The sequence below is a fragment of the Palleronia sp. THAF1 genome (assembly GCF_009363795.1).
Classification (GTDB): Bacteria; Pseudomonadota; Alphaproteobacteria; order Rhodobacterales; family Rhodobacteraceae; genus Palleronia.
In genome coordinates this window covers 3232816-3249532 of record NZ_CP045420.1, presented here as the reverse complement: position 1 = coordinate 3249532, position 16717 = coordinate 3232816, and the positions used below count along the sequence as shown (strand labels likewise).

The window sequence follows — 16717 nt, the reverse complement described above, 5'->3', positions numbered from 1 at the left end:
GTCATCCCACCGTTGCACTGCTTCGACGACATCCCCCCTCAAGGATGCCAAACTAAACGATCACAACGCGGGGCGTTCGGACATATCTCCGACATCCCCCAAAGGGGTGCCAGCATCCGAGAACACAAAAGCTTCGCACAGACCGGGTGGCAGCCCGGCAGGTCGAAACTGGTAAAATATTGGACAAAAAAGAGCACCGCTGCGCCGGATCTTCATCCGGCTCGTCGCGTCCTTACGAAGTCTTTCAAGAGGCTTTTGTCGTTCGTTGCCTCGCTTCGTTTCGGCTCTTCTATCCCCCCGACCGTGAATCGCTCTCTATTCATAGCGACCCCCGCGACCCCGTCGCAAGGTACACAAATCTGTTGACAGAATTACCGACCGAGCGAATCCCAGAGGTGTGTCCGGGCCGCACAGCGGAAGTCCCTGAAAACAAAAAGGGCAGCGCCGAAGCCTGCCCTTTTCTCGATTGTAACAGTTTTTTTTCGCGGCTGTCGGGAACCGGAAGTCAGCCGGATCAGCTCAGCGACTTCACGCGATTCGACAGGCGGGACATCTTCCGCGACGCCGTGTTCTTGTGCATCAGACCCTTGGTCACACCGCGCATCAGCTCGGGCTGAGCGGCCTGCAGGGCTTCTTTCGCAGCGGACTGGTCGCCCGATTCGATGGCCTCTTCGACGCGGCGCAGGTAGGTGCGGATGCGCGAGCGGCGGGCTTTGTTGATTTGGTAGCGACGCTCGTTCTGGCGAGCGCGCTTCTTGGACTGGGGGGTATTGGCCATGCTGTGATCTTCTCTCTGTCCGTTGCGTCAATAGCGGCGCGCGCGGGAACCCCGAGAGTCCGGGTTCAGTACCGGACGATCCGACCTTGGCGGGTCTCGCACGCATTTCAGCGCGCCCTATGAACCAGGCGCGCCGCTTTGTAAAGGCGCGCGGCCTACTTGTCGCGGAACTGCGGCTCGCGCTTTTCAAGGAACGCGTTCATGCCCTCGTTCTGATCCTCGGTCGCGAACATCGAATGGAACAGCCGACGCTCGAACATCAGGCCTTCGGCCAGCGTCGTCTCATACGACCGGTTCACCGCCTCCTTGGCGGCCATCGTCGCGATCTGGCTCTTTTCGGCGATCTTCTGGGCCGCCGTCATCGCCTCTTCCATCAGCTTCTTCGACGGCACGACCCGGCTGACGAGTCCCGCGCGCTCGGCCTCTTCTGCGTCCATGAAGCGACCCGTAAGGTTCATCTCCATTGCCTTCGACTTGCCCACGTAACGGGTCAGTCGCTGGGTGCCACCAATCCCGGCGATAACGCCCAGATTGATCTCTGGCTGGCCGAACTTGGCGGTGTCGCTGGCGATGATAAAGTCGCACAGCATCGCAAGCTCGCACCCGCCGCCCAGCGCATAGCCGGACACGGCAGCGATGATCGGCTTGCGACAGCGTGCGATAACGCCCGGATCGCGGCCGAACATGTCCGCGCCGAATACATCGACGAAGCTGCGATCCGCCATTTCCTTGATATCTGCTCCGGCGGCGAATGCCTTTTCCGAGCCGGTCAGAACGATGCAGCGCACCTTTTCATTGCCGTCTGCTTCGGCGATCGCCTGCGCCAACTCGCCCATCAGGGTCGCATTCAGCGCGTTCATCGCGTCCGGCCGGTTCAGCCGGATCAGCGCAACGTGGTCCTCGATCTCGACGACGATGGTCTTGAAGGCCATGGAATTCCTGCTTTGCAGTTTACGTCAGAGACCGAGCCTTACCAACCGCGCGCCGCCGATCAAGCTATCTTTGGCATTGCGCACAGTAGAAAGTTGATCGTCCCGACTGGACGATTCGCCGCACCGTGCCGCCGCAGCCATCGGTGACGCAAGCGTCACCTTCGCGTCCATAAACCCGGAAGGTATGCTGAAAATATCCCATCGCACCATCGGCTTGGCGGTAGTCACGCAAGCTCGATCCGCCCGCCTCGATCGCGTCGCGCAACGTCTCGCGGATCACCGGCACAAGGGCGGCCACGCGGGGCGCGGCGATCCGCCCCGCCTTGCGCCGAGGAGAGATACCCGCCCGGTGTAGCGCTTCGCACACATAGATATTGCCCAGACCGGCGACGATTCCCTGGTCCAACAAAGCCGATTTCACCGGCGTGTTGCGGCCCGCGAAGGCCTCGATCAAGTGGCGTTCGTCGAAGCTGTTGCCCAAAGGCTCTGGCCCGATCTTCGCCAGCAGCCAATGGTCGTCCAGCCGGTCCGTCGCCGCCAGATCCATGGCCCCGAATCGCCGCGGGTCGTTGAACGTCACACGCGCGCCGCCTGCCATGTGAAAAACCACGTGGTCATGCTTCGCCGCGCCGCCGGTGTCTTGCACGAATCCGGCGGTCGGCGCTTCATCCACCTGCATCCGGCCCGACATGCCCAGATGCACGATCAGCGTCTCGTCGGTATCCAGATGCAGCAGCAGATATTTCGACCGCCGTCCCAGCGCATCGATCCGCGCGCCGCCCAGCCGTTCGGCCATGCAGTCCGGGAACGGCCAGCGTAGATCGGGTCGGCGCACCTCTGCACGCTCGATCACGCGACCTTCCATCGCGGGAACAAGTCCGCGCCGCACGGTTTCCACCTCTGGCAATTCGGGCATCGGGCCTCCATCGCGGAATAGGGTCGCATTGTAAGCCCCGCGCAGCCACTTATAAGAAAGCCGACCCGCCAAGGACCGCAAGAGCTCATGCCCCAAGACGACGCAAAGACGACCCACTTCGGCTACCAGACCGTTCCCGAGGATGAGAAGGCGGGCCGCGTTCACGGCGTCTTCAGTTCCGTTGCGTCGCGTTATGACGTAATGAACGATGTGATGAGCATGGGCATCCACCGTCTGTGGAAGGACGGGATGATGGATTGGCTCGCCCCGCGCGCCGGTCAACGCCTGCTCGACGTGGCGGGTGGCACCGGTGATATCGCCTTCCGTTTCCTCAAGCGCGCGAAGGGCACCAGCGCCACGGTGCTGGACCTGACAGAGCCGATGCTGATCGAAGGGCGCCAACGCGCCGAGGCCGAGAGCATGGCCGCCCGTCTCGATTGGGTCGTCGGCGATGCGATGGCGCTGCCGTTCGATGACGCGCAGTTCGATGTTTACACGATCTCATTCGGTATCCGGAACGTGACCCGGATCCGAGATGCGCTGTCGGAAGCGTTCCGCGTCCTCAAACCCGGCGGCCGCCTGATGGTGCTGGAGTTCAGCCAGATCCCCAACGACATGCTGCAACGCGCCTATGACGCCTATTCGTTCAACGTCATCCCGCGCATGGGGCAGATGATCGCGAACGATCGCGACAGTTACCAGTATCTCGTGGAATCGATCCGCCGCTTTCCGGATCAGGACACCTTCGCCGACATGATCCAGCAGGCGGGCTTCGAGCAGGTGAAGTACCGCAACCTGTCGCTGGGCATCGCCGCCCTGCATTCCGGCTGGAAGCTGTAGCCGCGTGCGTGGCCCCCACAACATCTGGCGGCTGATCCGCACCGGCGCCACGCTGGAGCGGACCGGAGCGATGACGGTCCTGCTGGACGCGTTCGGCGCGCCGCGTTCCTTACGACTCGCCGCGCGCACCCTTGGCTGGCCGTTCAAATGGCTGGGCTACAAGGGCGATCCGAACCTGCCGCCCGCGACCCGCGCGATCACTGCGCTGGGCCCCGCCTACATCAAGTTCGGGCAGGTCCTGTCTACCCGCCCCGATGTCGTCGGCGACGAGGTGGCGTTGCAGTTGCGCATGTTGCAGGACCGCCTGCCACCCTTCCCGCGCGACGTCGCGCTGGCCACTATCGCCTCTGAACTCGAAGTCGATCCCGATACGATCTTCGCGGACTTTTCCGAACCCATCGCCGCCGCGTCGATCGCGCAGGTCCACCACGCGACCCTGCGCGAGACGGGCCAAGATGTTGCGATCAAGGTCCTGCGTCCCGGCATCGAACGTGCGTTCCGGCGTGATGTGGATGCCTTCTATTTCGCCGCCCGGATCGTCGACCTGCTGGCCCCATCAGCGCGTCGCCTGAAGCCGATGGACGTGATCCGCCACTTCGACGGCGTCGTTCAAGGTGAGCTGGACCTGCGGCTTGAAACCTCTGCCGCCGCCGAATTCGCCGCGAACACCGAAGCGGACGAGGGTTTCCGCCTGCCGCAAGTTCATTGGTTCCTGTCGTCCCGCCGTGTGATGACGCTGGACTGGGCCGATGGTTTGGGCGCGAACGACATCGAAGGCATCATCGCCGCAGGCCACGACCGCAAAGCACTGGGCGAACGCGTGCTGCGGCTGTTCTTAAGCCACGCGTTGCGGGACGGGTTCTTCCACGCTGACATGCACCAGGGAAACCTGAAGATCGCCCGCAATGGCGATATCATCGCGCTGGATTTCGGGATCATGGGGCGGCTGGATGCCTATACCCGGCGCGTCTACGCGGAAATCCTGTTCGGCTTCATCCGCAAGGACTACCGCCGCGTCGCCGAGGTCCATTTCGAGGCTGGTTACGTTCCGCCGGACCGCGATGTTGATGAGTTCGCCCGCGCCCTGCGCGCCGTTGGTGAGCCAATCTTCGGCATGGACGCCACGCGGATCTCGATGGGGCGCTTGCTGAGCTACCTGTTCGAAGTGACGGAACGCTTCGGCATGGAAACGCGCACTGAACTGATCCTTCTGCAGCGCACGATGGTGGTCGTCGAAGGCGTGTCGCGATCGCTGTATCCGCAGATCAACATCTGGGAAGTCTCGCGCCCCATCGTCGAAGATTATATCCGCGACAATCTTGGACCGAAGGCCTTCGCTCGGGATCTGGCGCAAACCGCAAGGGTGCTGGCGCGGTTTGGCCCTCGCTTGCCGCAACTGGCGGAGGCGGCCTTGATCCGGCAGGGGACTCCATCGAACCCAGAGCCAAAGCGCGACTGGAAAGGCCTTGCGCTGGCCGCCGTTCTTGGTGCGGCAGCGGCCTCTGCGGTCGCGGTCGTTGCGGTGGGCCTGTGACGTTCTGATCGTTCACATGGGCCTGACCAAATCGAACCTCCGACACGGCAAGCCGATCACCCGCCCGTTACCACTGACTTTACGAAGCTTCCCTGACCGCGGAAACGCTGGAAGAAGCGATCTCGACACCACCTTCAAGCGCCAACACTGGGCCAGAAGACCCAAATCGTATTTCCGTCACGCGCGCGTATCCTGCAACGGCGGACTCGGCCACCAGCGTATCGTCCGCGTAGCTTTCCAATGTGAAGGTGTAGGTGCCATGCGGAACTGCGACGCCATCGGGCCCGATACCATCCCACTCGATCGGAGTTCCGGCAGCGCTGGCTTGCTGTCGCATGATTTCTATGCCGGCGGCATCGCGGGCAACGATGTAATGCGTATCGCCCGCCACGGAACGACCGGGATCAAGCGAGATCGGCGCACCATCATAACTCATCGGCATGACGGCACGCACCTCGCGTCCGATCCAGCCGGTCATTGCGGTAAAGTCCTCTCCGGCCGAGCCGTTCAGGAGCGCCTTCAGCAGATCATTGGTCTGCACCTGCTGTTCGACGCCCGAAAACGTCGCAAGCTGCACCGAAAACTCTTCGGCCTTCATCGGATCGAGCGGATCCTGGTTGCTGATCTGCGCCGTTAACAACGTCAGGAAGGTCTGAAAGTCAGACGAGATCGCGGGCTGACTGGCAGAGACCGTGGGAGCCGCGTTTTGGGTAGCGGCCAGCGAAGAAATATCCATCGGTTTTCCTTACATCCGAATGTCGATGCGGTCGGCAATGCCGCCGGGTGAGGCCGGTCGGCTTTGGGGCGATGTCGTCGAGTCCTGTTCGGCAGGGTCGAAATCGGCGCTTGTTTCGCTTGGCCGCATAGTAGGCTCGCCCTTGCGATCATCCCGATCGGCGAAATCAATCTGCGCCTCCCCCAGCCCCGCAGCGCGCAGTGAGTCAGCTAGATCAGACGCATGCCTACGTAGTAGCGCCTGAGTATCATCACGCTCGACCGTCAGTAGAACGACCAACCCGCCATCGGTTTGCGTCATGCGGATAGAGACACGCCCCAGTTCTTCCGGAGAAAGCGCGATTTCGGTCTGGCCATTCTTGAGTTGTACGGCAGCTTCCGCGACCGATTGCACGGCGGGTTGTGTCAAAGAACTTGTGGAAGACGTCGGTGCGATCAACACGGACCTGTTCAATGAAGCGACCGTGGCTTCCATCGGCAACCGATCCGTCATCACTTCGTCTGTTGAAGCCAAACCGGACATCGACTCAATGACCTCTGCGCTTGCCAAAGACACGGCACTTGAGACGGCGGGCGCAGGCATCTGCTCAGTCGCTGTCAATACTGTCCGAGTGGTGCTGGCCCTGGCTTCGATTGGTGTCGGCATCGCGGCTAGTCGATCGCCAGCGCTTTTGTCCCGTAAAACCCGAGTCGGAGCCTCTGCCGCAGAGGCGGACGGCCCGACATTCGGCATAATCAGCCTGGAGAAGGTGTCGATCAGGCCGTCCGATCCCTTAAGACGTCCTGACACCCTGACCGATGGACCGTCCTGCATGTCCGGCTGCGAATCGCTAGAAGCTGCGACGAGGCCAAGAGTGCTGGTCTGTGTCGCAAAGCCAAGGTTTGGCAAAGGATTGCTGGCCGTCACGAAAGTCTGCGCTTCGGATATGGGCGGCGACGTAACAACGGCGGGGACGCTCCCGCTCAGTTGTGAGACCGGCAAGGTTGGGGCGGATAAGATAGGCTTGGGGTCACCGCTCAGGCGTTGGAGTGTGATCTCGTCCAAGTGCGTCGATTTCCGAACCGAAAGTGGCTGTTGGACAAATGTCCGCCATTCGGCGGGTGTCAGCTTGAACGGCTCACCGATCGAACCAAGAGGCGCTGACACCTCCGTGTCAAATTTACCCGCAGGTGCCGGAACGCTCTTTGAAGGCAACTCGGCTAACGATTCGACCACCTTGCTCTTAGATTGAGTTTCGGCGCTGGGCGGCCCATCGGGCAACCTCATAGGTGTTCCAACGTGCATTCTTTCAATTGGTGCTTGGAGCACTCTGAACCCGTTATCGGGCCATACAGTGCTGGCCGGATCCGTCGCGGCAGCATTCACATGTTCGGTCGGTGCAATCGCCGCCGGATTCGCCAGCCGCACCTGAACAACGGTCGCCGACGGATCGGGATATTCGCAGCGGCCCGCCTGGGTTGCCTCTACCCCGGCAGCCCCGCCTGTTTCAGGTGCTACAGTGCGCGTCGCTTGTCCCGCGTAAGTCGACAGAGCCGGTGCTATTAACGGCGCTAACGTCTCGATGAGGTCAGGCTGCGCGGGCTCCGCACTCTGTACCCTTGGCAGGCTTTCGTCCGCATCCATATCCACGACCTCTAAAGCTGTCTCGTGACGGCTTGCATCCGTTGCGTCCGTAGAAGCTTCGTCCGTATCTTCGCTTGTGAAGTAGACCTCATCCGCGGCACGCGTCTTCACTTTCTCGACGCTGTCCGGCCCAACGGAGGCGGTAAGATCATCCAGAACACGACCGAAGACCCCAAGGCCGGTGGGCGCGGGTTTAGGCACCCCGGTTCGATAGTCCGGCTGGGTGTGCGCGAGAATGGAACCAAGGGTCGGCATCGCGAATCCTTTTGTGATGTCGCGACTATTCCCTACAAAACTTACCATTTCTTTACCGGCAGCACCGATAACTGTCACATCAGAGAAAAAGGAGTTCCCGATGGAGATAACATCGACGCCCCCGCCGCAGCCCCGGCAGACCGCCATTCGCGCCGCAGCCGAGAACCTTGAAGCGGCGTTCCTGTCCGAGATGATGAAAAGCGCTGGTCTGGGTGCGATGGAAGGCGCATTCGCAGGTGGCGCGGGTGAGGATCAGTTTGCATCGCTCATGCGACAGGAACAGGCGCGGATGATGGTCGAAGGCGGCGGTATCGGCCTGGCCGAACACCTCGTCCGATCCATGTCGGTTGCACCATGAGCCGCGATCTGACCGCCCTGTGCGTCCTTCTGGATCGCGAGCGTGCATGCCTTATGAGTGGAGATCTTCACGGTGCGCTGGGCCTTGCGAGTCGCAAGGCAGAACTGGCAGAGCGTATTGCGATCTCTGCGGCGCCGGAACGCAGCACGCTTGACGCCATGCGCAAAAAGGCCGAGCGGAACGGTGCGCTTCTGAAGGCTGCGCAAGACGGGCTGGACTCTGCACGAGAGCGGGTGCGCGCGATCCTGTCGGGTGTTGCGACACGTACCTATTCCGCGGACGGAAGCCGGACGGAAATTCCGGTCGACCGAGTTGGATTAGAGCGTCGGGCCTGATCGCAAATCGTCCTGCGGCGTGGCGTGTTGCGGTCGCTCACAACTCCGACAAGTCAGATTGCACGGCATACGTCTTTCAGCCACGATCCAGCACGCCTTGATCAAGGACCAACCGTGCTCGACGCCGCCGCCCGCAAACTGATTGACCCGCCGCTGAACCGCCTTGGGCGGCACTTGGCGGCGCGCGGCGTCACCGCAGATGCAGTCACCCTGACGGGTTTGGCGATTGGCCTGGCTGCCGCAGGGACGATCGCGATGGGCGCGATATTGACGGGGCTGATCCTGATTCTTCTGTCGCGCATTGCGGACGGCTTGGATGGCGCGGTCGCACGGGCCTCTCGCAAGACTGATTACGGCGGATACCTCGATATCACCGCTGATTTTTTGTTCTACGGCGCGGTGCCGCTTGGTTTCGCAGCGCTCGATCCGGCCGCGAATGGGCTGGCCGCTGCATTCCTTCTGACCAGCTTCTACTTCAATGGCGCCAGCTTTCTCGGCTTCGCGCTGCTGGCGGAAAAGCATGAGATGCGGACGGACGCGCAGGGCCAGAAATCCTTGTATTATTCCAACGGCCTGCTTGAAGGCACCGAAACGATCGGCTTCTTCGTCCTGATCTGCCTCTTGCCTGTTTTCTTCGCACCTCTCGCCTACATCTTCGGAGCGTTGTGCTTTGCCACAGCCAGCTTGAGACTTTTCGCCGCCCGCCGCGTGTTTCCCAAATGAACGCCGTCACAACGAACAGGATTGCCATGCACCGTCTTCTCCTCGCAGCCGCCTTTTTGCCCTCAACGGCGCTTGCCAATCCCGATCCCGCTGAATGGTCTGCCGTCACGCAAGAGGCCGAAGGGCAGACCGTTTATTGGCATGCATGGGGCGGATCGACCGCGACGAATGATTTCATCGCTTGGATCGGCGAGCAGGTGCTGGACGCACACGGCGTCACGCTGGAACACGTCAAGCTGACTGATACCGCCGACGCCGTGACCCGCGTTCTCAGCGAGCGGCAGGCGGGCAACGACGATGACAGTGCCGTGGACCTGATATGGATCAACGGCGCCAATTTCGCGAATATGAAAGAGGCCGATCTGCTGTTCGGACCGTGGGCGACCCAGCTTCCGAACTACGATCTGGTCGCCGAGGAAGGGGTCATCACCAACGACTTCGGCACTGCGGTCGATGGTATGGAAAGCCCTTGGGCCAAAGCCCAGTTCGTCTTCATGTACGACAGCGAAGACGCACAGCCGCAGTCTTCGATGCAAGCGCTTGCTGACTGGACGGCCGCCAATCCGGGCCGCTTCACCTATCCCCAGCCGCCCGACTTCTTGGGGACGACATTTCTGAAACAGGCGCTTGTAACGTTGGTTGAAGACCCAGGCGTGCTTCAAAGCCCTGTGGATGGGCAAGATTTCGATGCGATCACCCAACCCTTATGGGACTACCTGGACGCGCTGAAGCCGAACCTATGGCGCCAGGGCGAAAGCTACCCGGCCTCTGGCCCGGCACAGTTCCAACTGATCACGGATGACGAGATCGACATCGCGCCGTCTCTTTCGCCATCGGAGGCGTCGACCGCCATCGCAAACTTCCAGCTGCCCGACACGGTGCGCACCTTCGTCCCGGACGGCGGCACCATCGGCAACGCCAGCTTCGTTGCCATTCCCTACAATTCGGGCGCGAAGGCCGGAGCGATGGTGGTCGCCAACATGCTGCTGTCTCCCGAAGCGCAATTGCGTGCGCAGGACCCTGACGTTCTGGGCTATGGCACGGTTCTGGACACCGCCGCGCTGACCGAAGAACAGGCGCAGGCCTTCGCCGATCTGGACCTTGGCATCGCAACGCTTGGCCCGGCAGATCTGGGTGAGGCCCTGCCCGAGCCGCACGCCAGCTGGTCCACTGCCGTCGAGGCCGAGTGGATCGACCGCTACGGCAGCGAATAACGGGGCCGCGCGGGCATGTTGCGATTCGTGCCCGCGCTGACGTTGTTGGCGATGCTGGGACCGGTCATCGCCGGGCTATACGGCGCGCTGCTTCCCGCTTTCGGCCATCTTCCGGCGGCGGGCTTTCACGGTCCGTCGCTTGTCGCGTTCCAAGCCCTGTTCGCATGGCGCGGTTTGGCGGACGCCTCTCGGCTGTCGATCACCTCTGGCCTTCTGGCGACGATGCTGTCGCTCGCCATCGTCACACTGATCGTCGCCGGTTGGTCCGGCACCCGGCCCTTCAAATGGCTGGAACGCGCGCTGTCGCCGCTACTGTCCGTCCCCCATGCCGCCGCCGCCTTCGGCTTGGCGTTCCTGATCGCGCCATCAGGCTGGATCATGCGCCTTGCCGCGCCAGTCGCGGGCTTTGACCGCCCCCCCGACGTGCTGGTCGTGGGCGACCCATGGGGCCTTTCGCTGACCGCCGGGCTGGTCGCGAAAGAGGTGCCGTTTCTCTTGCTGATGACCCTCGCCGCGCTGCCGCAAGTGCAGGCCGCCCGCACGCTCGCCGTGGCGCGCAGCCTTGGCTACGGGCGCATCGCTGGATGGCTAAAGAGCGTCTTCCCGGCGATCTACGCCCAGATCCGCCTGCCCATCTACGTCGTCCTCGCCTTTTCCATGTCGGTCGTGGACGTGGCGCTCATACTGGGGCCAACAACTCCGCCGACCCTGTCTGTGCAGATCGTCGAATGGATGGGCGCGCCTGACCTTCAAAACCGGATGACAGCAGCCGCCGGAGCACTTTGGCAACTGGCTTTGGTTCTGGCTGTTCTGGCGCTGTGGCGCACGGGCGAATGGGCCGTCGCACGCTTGGGCTGCATCTGGGCCCGCTCGGGACACCGCCACGCCCGTGACGCCGTGATCCGCGCCGTTGGTCTGCCGCTGGCGGCGGTCACGGCGATAACGACCTTGCTGGGCCTCGCACTGCTAGCCCTCTGGTCTGTGGCCGCGCAATGGGCCTACCCGGACCCATTGCCCGCCGGGCTGACCGCGCGTACGTGGATGCGCCATGCGGACGCCCTTGCGGACACCGCCACCGACACCTTCCTCGTGGCGGGAATCGCGACCGCACTGGCCTTGATCCTGACCATCGGTTGCTTGGAGGCCGAACACCGACACGGCGGTCGCATGACACGGCGTGCGACGTGGGCGCTATATTTGCCCCTGCTCGTACCACAAATCGCCTTCCTTCCGGGACTACAGACACTTCTGCTATCGGTCGGAGCCGACACGGGCCGCGCGCCCGTGATCGCAGCGCATCTGGTCTTCGTTCTACCCTACGTGTTCCTGTCGCTGGGCGACCCATGGCGCGCGTGGGATACAAGGCAGGCCACCGTCGCCGCCGCGCTTGGGGCGACCCACACCAACATCCTTTGGCGCATTCGTCTTCCGATGCTCCTGCGTCCCGTCCTGACCGCAATGGCCATCGGTATCGCCGTCAGCGTTGGGCAATACCTTCCGACCCTTCTGATCGGCGGGGGGCGCGTCGCGACCCTGACGACCGAGGCCGTCGCCCTGTCATCCGGCGGCGACCGCCGCGCCATCGGGGCCTTCGCCCTTGCACAGACCGGCGCCGCGCTTCTGCCTTTCGCGCTGGCGCTTGTGCTTCCCGCTGTCCTGTTCCGCAATCGACGAGGGCTTCATGTCTGACGGTCTGAACCTCTCGAACGTATCCATATCATTGAACGGCACGGCGCTGTTCGCCATCGATGCACAGGTCGCGAAAGGTAAGGTGCTGACCGTCATGGGTCCATCCGGCAGCGGCAAGTCCACGCTTCTGGCCTTCCTGACCGGGACGTTGGATCGCACATTCGCGGCGCAGGGCCGGATCGTGTTGAACGGGCGCGACGTGACAGACCTGCCCACTCATCGACGACGCATCGGCATCCTGTTCCAGGACGACCTTCTGTTCCCGCACCTGTCCGTCGCCGGCAATCTGGCGTTCGGACTGCCCCCCGGCCCCAAGGCGCAGCGCCAAGAGTTTGTAGAGCAGGCACTCGATGAAGTCGGCCTTGCCGATTTCGGGCCGCGTGACCCGGCGACTCTCTCCGGTGGTCAACGCGCCCGGATCGCGCTTATGCGGACGATCCTTGCGGGACCGGAAGCGCTTTTGCTGGACGAGCCGTTCTCTCGGCTCGACGCAGATCGCCGAGAGCAAACCCGGCAGATGGTATTCCAGACGGCGACCGCACGCGGTTTGCCCGTCGTGCTGGTCACGCACGACGGCGAGGACGCAGACGCGGCTGGCGGTCAGATCATACGTCTGGGCGCAATCACCTAAAACTTGAGCGATTTGCCCCCGAATTGACCGAGTTTTCCCAGCCCCGGTCATCACTTGTTAGACATTTCCCCCCATGGTCACCCGTGTTCGGAAGCGAACGCAGAACGCCCCGCCACACCGGGGCTGCAGGTCAGAATGGCCAAACGACCGCCCGATCAGGGCATATCCGCGACGCATAAGGCGCGCTCGGAAAATAAGGAAACACACATGTCCAGCATTCTGACCAACAACTCCGCGATGGTGGCCCTTCAAACGCTAAAAGGTATCAACAAGAACCTTGGCGAAGTTCAAAGCCAGATTTCCACCGGCAAAGAAGTCGGTCAAGCCAAAGACAACTCGGCCATCTGGGCCATCTCCAAGGTGATGGAATCTGATGTCAGCGGCTTCACGGCAATCTCGAAAAGCCTGTCGCTGGGCGAATCGACCGTCTCGGTTGCCAGTGCCGGAGCGGAACAAGTCACCAATCTCTTGAACGAGATGAAGGAAAAGGTCGTCGCCGCAACCGGTGAGAACGTCGACAATGTCAAGCTGACCGCCGATGTGAACGAACTGAAGGCACAGATCACCTCGGTGATCGGCGCGTCGCAATTCAACGGCGCGAACCTGCTGAACACTGCGGGTAACGCTGGCATTTCGGTCCTGTCGTCGATTGACCGCGATGCGGGGGGTACAGTCACGGCATCCAATATCGACGTCGCATCGGTCGACTTCGAGGCGAACCTCGACCTGACCACCATAGATGTCAGTTCTGCGGCTGCGGCCGAAACGTCGATCACCGCGATGGAAACGTTGATCCAGACGGCTGTTGATGGTGCGGCTGCCCTGGGCGCATCGGGCAAACGGATCTCCGATCAGGGCGAATTTGTCGGCAAGCTGACCGACTCGATCAAGTCCGGCATTGGCTCGTTGGTGGACGCCAACATGGAAGAGGCGTCGGCCCGCCTGCAGGCGCTTCAGGTGCAGCAGCAGCTGGGAACCCAGGCGCTGTCCATCGCCAATCAGGCACCGCAGCAGCTACTGTCCCTGTTCCGCTGATCGTGACTGGCCGGGGAGCTTCGCACTCCCCGGCCAGTTTGATTTTACTGTCAGCGGTGTAACCGCACACGTCTAAAAAAGGACACGCCGTGAACGCATCTCTTATGGCCCATGCAGGATACGCTGCGACCAACAGTTCCATCCGGACACCTCGTTCCATCGAGTACGATGTTTTCGCCAAGGCCACCACCGCGCTCCGCAAAGCCGAATCCGCCTCCGAAAAGGCGCATGCCATTGCGGACAATCGCGCGCTCTGGACAATTCTCGCCACCGAAGTCGCAGATCCTCAAAATGGCCTCCCCAAAGAATTGCGTGCGAGAATCTTCTACCTGTCCGAATTCGTGACTCATCACAGTTCGCGTGTTCTGCGCGGCGAAATCGGCACAGAGGCGTTAATAGACGTCAACACGACGATCATGTCGGGACTTCGTCAGACATCGGCGCGTGCCGCATGAGTGGTCTGGTCCTCAAACTTGCACCGTCGGAACGGCTGCTGATCAACGGCGCGGTGATCGAGAACGGTCAGCGGCGTGGTCGCCTGAACATCCTGACGCCGGGGGCCCACATCTTGCGGCTGCGCGACGCCATTCATCCGAATGAGGCAACGACGCCGGTGCGCCGCCTTTGTTATCTGGCTCAGCTCGTGCTGTCGGGCGACCGACGCATCGAGGATGTTGCTCCAGATCTTGTCTCAGGCATCAATGCCATCTCGCAGATCTTTACCGAACCCCAACAACATGAGGCTCTCTCGCTCGCCCGGCGGGCCGCCAGCGATGGCCAAGCCTACCAAACCCTGAAGGCCCTGCGCAGCTTGCTGCACGTGGAAACTGAGCTGCTCAGCCGGTCACCGGTATGACATTTGTTCCTGCGATACCGTTCTCCGGCGTTGGTGGATACCAGTTCTTGCTACGCACGCGCCCTGCCCAGCAGGCCGCGTTCGAGGCACAGCCACAGGTCCAGCGGCGCCTCGATCATTTCGCAGAGCGGATCGCACAAATCGGCTCTCCGGAGGAGCTAGTCGCGGATCGCACACTGCGCGAAGTCGCTTTGGGGGCCTTCGGTCTCGATAGCGATGTCGATAGTCGCTACTTGATCGAGCAAGTACTCGGCGCGAATTCCCGCGATCCAAGCTCTCTCGTAAACCGCTTCACGGACAAGCGTTACCTTGCCATGTCCCGTGCTTTCGGTTTCGGGGATATCGGAGGCCCGCGCACGCAAGATACGGGCTTCGCCGAACGGATCACAGGTCTCTACCGCGACCGCCAGTTCGAGATCGCAGCGGGCGAGGTCGACACAGATATGCGCCTCGCCCTAGGGCTAAGTCGCGACCTTGGTGACATTGCCAAAAGTCCTCAGGGCAACGATGCCAAGTGGTTCACCGTGATGGCAACGCCCCCCTTGCGCAAAGTCTTCGAAGTGGCGCTGAACCTGCCCGAAAGTTTCGGGACTCTGGACATTGATCGCCAGCTCTCAGAGTTCAAATCGCGCGCCGAAGCGGCCTTTGGCACGTCGGAACTGGCAGAGCTGAACAAGACGGACATCAAAGACCAATTGCGAACACGCTTCTTGGCCCTCAGTCAGCTTCAGGGTTTCAACGTCTCACGGACAACGGGTGCCAGCATCGCGCTGACCGTGCTGCAGGCGGGCTGAAATCGACCCTGTTAGAGCCGCCCGTCAAGGCAAGTGCAGAGACCATACGCTTCCACAAAGCCTGATGGCGATCCGCCAATGATTGCTCAGTGTCCTCACCGATTTATTTCATTCTCCGCCCCCCTGACCGCGACGCGACAGGCAGCGTGCCAAGGCCACGAAACTGTCCTGCATCGTTCCGGCCTCGCTTTGGCTCAGGAACGTATCGATGCGCGCCCAGGACTCTATTGCGGCATCAAGCGTCCGATCACTGCCAGCGGCATATAGTCCGGCCTTAATCATCATCTCGGACCGTTCATACGCTCCGATCAGGCGGCGCGTTTCTGCAATCAGGGTGTTCTCGTGGTCACTGGCAGCCTCTGGCAAAGATCGTGAAACGGACCGCGACAAGTCCACCGCCGGGAAGCGACCACGCTCGGCAATTCTGCGGTCCAAAACGATGTGGCCATCAAGGATCCCGCGCAGGGTATCGGCCACCGGTCCGTCATGATCGCCCCCAGCCACCAGAACCGTGAAGACGGCCGTAATATCGCCCTGCCCTTCGGCGCCCGGTCCCGCCCGTTCGCACAGTGCCGCTATATCTGTGGGCATCGAAGCCGGGTAGCCGCCAAAAACAGGTGTCTCGCCCCGCGCCCCGGCTACCTGCCGATGAGCCTCGGCATGGCGGGTGATCGAGTCGGCCAAGAGAAGCACGTGCTTGCCGGCATCGCGGTGATGCTCCGCAACAGACAACGCCGCAGGTAAACATCGCGCACGCTCGGTCGCGGGGGCATCTGCCGTTGCCGCAATGATGACGGTGCGCGCCATGCCGTCCGGCCCCAGCCCGCGTTCGACCGCATCGCGGATCTCACGACTTCGTTCGCCGATCATCGCGAAGACGACCACATCAGCGTCCAACCTGCGTGCAAGGGCGGCCAAAAGGCTGGACTTGCCAACACCCGAGCCGGCGAAAAGCCCGATCCGTTGGCCGCGCACGATGGGTAGAAGCGTGTTGAACGCGCGCAGCCCGGTTTCGATTCGCGCGCCCATGGTACGCCGGTCTGCAGCAGCAGGCGCGCGCGCGGCCAGACTGCGATTGGTCGGACCGGGCAGCAAAGGTCGCCCATCCAAAGGACGACCCGCAGGATCGACGATACGCCCGATCCAACTGTCATCGGGGGATACGGTCGTTACACCCATAACCGCCACATCGTCGCCGATGCGCAGGCCCCCTGCGGAACCGTCGGGCAGCACGCGCATCTTGGTGCCTTCGGCACCTACGATTTCGCCCATGAGTTCTCGACCAGTCGCGCCGATCCGGACACGATCCCCGATCGCTACGAGACGGTTCAGGCCCGACACTTCGATCGTCCCTTCCAGTATGCCGCACACCTGACCCAACGGACGCTCGATCGTTACTCCGTTCAGGGCAGCGCGAATATTATCGTAACCGGCTGGTGTCATTTCCGAGTCCAATTTTCTTCAGTTC

General features: G+C 62.1%; 18 protein-coding genes. 12 read left to right on the top strand and 6 right to left on the bottom strand.

Annotated elements, in window-relative coordinates; genetic code table 11:
• Positions 1–514: 514 nt before the first annotated feature.
• The 3 genes from rpsT to mutM all read right to left on the bottom strand — a co-directional run bounded on the left by rpsT (position 515) and on the right by mutM (position 2626).
• Positions 515–778, bottom strand: a complete 264-nt coding sequence (rpsT, locus tag FIU81_RS16260; protein ID WP_124110052.1) for a 30S ribosomal protein S20 — start codon at positions 776–778, stop codon at positions 515–517.
• Positions 779–933: 155 nt separating this feature from the next.
• Complete coding sequence (locus FIU81_RS16255) at positions 934–1710, bottom strand: enoyl-CoA hydratase (protein ID WP_124110053.1); 777 nt, start codon at positions 1708–1710, stop codon at positions 934–936.
• A 64-nt stretch (positions 1711–1774) separates the two neighbouring features.
• Positions 1775–2626, bottom strand: coding sequence for a bifunctional DNA-formamidopyrimidine glycosylase/DNA-(apurinic or apyrimidinic site) lyase (gene mutM / locus FIU81_RS16250; RefSeq protein WP_124110054.1), 852 nt, complete (start codon positions 2624–2626; stop codon positions 1775–1777).
• A gap of 87 nt (positions 2627–2713) precedes the next feature.
• Between mutM and ubiE the strand changes: the two genes are divergently transcribed.
• Entirely contained in the window at positions 2714–3466 is a 753-nt protein-coding gene (ubiE, locus tag FIU81_RS16245) for a bifunctional demethylmenaquinone methyltransferase/2-methoxy-6-polyprenyl-1,4-benzoquinol methylase UbiE (protein WP_124110055.1), read from the top strand.
• 4 nt (positions 3467–3470) lie between these two features.
• Entirely contained in the window at positions 3471–5000 is a 1530-nt protein-coding gene (gene ubiB, locus FIU81_RS16240) for a 2-polyprenylphenol 6-hydroxylase (RefSeq protein ID WP_124110056.1), read from the top strand.
• 79 nt (positions 5001–5079) lie between these two features.
• Here ubiB and FIU81_RS16235 read toward each other — a convergent pair whose 3' ends face one another.
• The gene (locus FIU81_RS16235) at positions 5080–5736 is read right to left on the bottom strand and encodes a flagellar hook capping FlgD N-terminal domain-containing protein (protein ID WP_124110057.1); all 657 of its coding nucleotides are present in this window, start codon (positions 5734–5736) and stop codon (positions 5080–5082) included.
• Between the two features lie 9 nt (positions 5737–5745).
• Complete coding sequence (locus FIU81_RS16230) at positions 5746–7692, bottom strand: flagellar hook-length control protein FliK (protein ID WP_172971501.1); 1947 nt, start codon at positions 7690–7692, stop codon at positions 5746–5748.
• Positions 7693–7714: 22 nt separating this feature from the next.
• On the opposite strand from FIU81_RS16230, the gene FIU81_RS16225 reads away from it, so the two are divergent.
• From FIU81_RS16225 to FIU81_RS16180, 10 genes are all read left to right on the top strand, one after another.
• Complete coding sequence (locus FIU81_RS16225) at positions 7715–7972, top strand: rod-binding protein (protein WP_124110059.1); 258 nt, start codon at positions 7715–7717, stop codon at positions 7970–7972.
• Positions 7973–8025: 53 nt separating this feature from the next.
• A complete protein-coding gene (locus tag FIU81_RS16220; RefSeq protein WP_124110060.1) occupies positions 8026–8307 on the top strand; it encodes a hypothetical protein in 282 nt (93 codons plus the stop codon).
• 114 nt (positions 8308–8421) lie between these two features.
• Complete coding sequence (locus FIU81_RS16215; protein WP_124110061.1) at positions 8422–9030, top strand: CDP-alcohol phosphatidyltransferase family protein; 609 nt, start codon at positions 8422–8424, stop codon at positions 9028–9030.
• 26 nt (positions 9031–9056) lie between these two features.
• Positions 9057–10244, top strand: a complete 1188-nt coding sequence (locus tag FIU81_RS16210; protein ID WP_124110062.1) for an ABC transporter substrate-binding protein — start codon at positions 9057–9059, stop codon at positions 10242–10244.
• A gap of 15 nt (positions 10245–10259) precedes the next feature.
• Complete coding sequence (locus tag FIU81_RS16205) at positions 10260–11933, top strand: ABC transporter permease (protein WP_124110063.1); 1674 nt, start codon at positions 10260–10262, stop codon at positions 11931–11933.
• Positions 11926–12564 carry an ATP-binding cassette domain-containing protein gene (locus tag FIU81_RS16200; RefSeq protein WP_124110064.1) on the top strand — a complete coding sequence of 213 codons (639 nt, stop codon included), beginning with the start codon at positions 11926–11928 and terminating at the stop codon, positions 12562–12564. The genes FIU81_RS16205 and FIU81_RS16200 overlap by 8 nt, the downstream gene beginning before the upstream one ends.
• A gap of 207 nt (positions 12565–12771) precedes the next feature.
• Positions 12772–13599 carry a flagellin gene (locus tag FIU81_RS16195; protein WP_124110065.1) on the top strand — a complete coding sequence of 276 codons (828 nt, stop codon included), beginning with the start codon at positions 12772–12774 and terminating at the stop codon, positions 13597–13599.
• An 89-nt stretch (positions 13600–13688) separates the two neighbouring features.
• On the top strand, positions 13689–14054 hold the full coding sequence (flaF, locus tag FIU81_RS16190; RefSeq protein ID WP_254695950.1) for a flagellar biosynthesis regulator FlaF: 366 nt from the start codon (positions 13689–13691) through the stop codon (positions 14052–14054).
• Entirely contained in the window at positions 14051–14455 is a 405-nt protein-coding gene (gene flbT / locus FIU81_RS16185) for a flagellar biosynthesis repressor FlbT (RefSeq protein WP_124110066.1), read from the top strand. Before flaF ends, flbT begins: the two co-directional genes overlap by 4 nt.
• Positions 14452–15249 (top strand): DUF1217 domain-containing protein, encoded by a 798-nt coding sequence (locus FIU81_RS16180; RefSeq protein WP_124110067.1) that lies wholly within the window; start codon positions 14452–14454, stop codon positions 15247–15249. The genes flbT and FIU81_RS16180 overlap by 4 nt, the downstream gene beginning before the upstream one ends.
• Positions 15250–15357: 108 nt before the next feature.
• Here the strand turns inward: FIU81_RS16180 and FIU81_RS16175 are convergent, their stop codons facing one another.
• Complete coding sequence (locus tag FIU81_RS16175) at positions 15358–16692, bottom strand: FliI/YscN family ATPase (protein ID WP_124110068.1); 1335 nt, start codon at positions 16690–16692, stop codon at positions 15358–15360.
• Between the last annotated feature and the right edge of the window lie 25 nt (positions 16693–16717).

Excerpts from the sequence above, each read along its gene's own strand:
- rpsT (WP_124110052.1), bottom strand. The coding sequence starts at position 778 with ATGGCCAATACCCCCCAGTCCAAGAAGCGCGCTCGCCAGAACGAGCGT.
- FIU81_RS16255 (WP_124110053.1), bottom strand. The coding sequence starts at position 1,710 with ATGGCCTTCAAGACCATCGTCGTCGAGATCGAGGACCACGTTGCGCTG.
- mutM (WP_124110054.1), bottom strand. The coding sequence starts at position 2,626 with ATGCCCGAATTGCCAGAGGTGGAAACCGTGCGGCGCGGACTTGTTCCC.
- ubiE (WP_124110055.1), top strand. The coding sequence starts at position 2,714 with ATGCCCCAAGACGACGCAAAGACGACCCACTTCGGCTACCAGACCGTT.
- FIU81_RS16235 (WP_124110057.1), bottom strand. The coding sequence starts at position 5,736 with ATGGATATTTCTTCGCTGGCCGCTACCCAAAACGCGGCTCCCACGGTC.
- FIU81_RS16225 (WP_124110059.1), top strand. The coding sequence starts at position 7,715 with ATGGAGATAACATCGACGCCCCCGCCGCAGCCCCGGCAGACCGCCATT.
- FIU81_RS16220 (WP_124110060.1), top strand. The coding sequence starts at position 8,026 with ATGAGTGGAGATCTTCACGGTGCGCTGGGCCTTGCGAGTCGCAAGGCA.
- FIU81_RS16210 (WP_124110062.1), top strand. The coding sequence starts at position 9,057 with ATGCACCGTCTTCTCCTCGCAGCCGCCTTTTTGCCCTCAACGGCGCTT.
- FIU81_RS16205 (WP_124110063.1), top strand. The coding sequence starts at position 10,260 with ATGTTGCGATTCGTGCCCGCGCTGACGTTGTTGGCGATGCTGGGACCG.
- FIU81_RS16200 (WP_124110064.1), top strand. The coding sequence starts at position 11,926 with ATGTCTGACGGTCTGAACCTCTCGAACGTATCCATATCATTGAACGGC.
- FIU81_RS16195 (WP_124110065.1), top strand. The coding sequence starts at position 12,772 with ATGTCCAGCATTCTGACCAACAACTCCGCGATGGTGGCCCTTCAAACG.
- flbT (WP_124110066.1), top strand. The coding sequence starts at position 14,051 with ATGAGTGGTCTGGTCCTCAAACTTGCACCGTCGGAACGGCTGCTGATC.
- FIU81_RS16180 (WP_124110067.1), top strand. The coding sequence starts at position 14,452 with ATGACATTTGTTCCTGCGATACCGTTCTCCGGCGTTGGTGGATACCAG.
- FIU81_RS16175 (WP_124110068.1), bottom strand. The coding sequence starts at position 16,692 with ATGACACCAGCCGGTTACGATAATATTCGCGCTGCCCTGAACGGAGTA.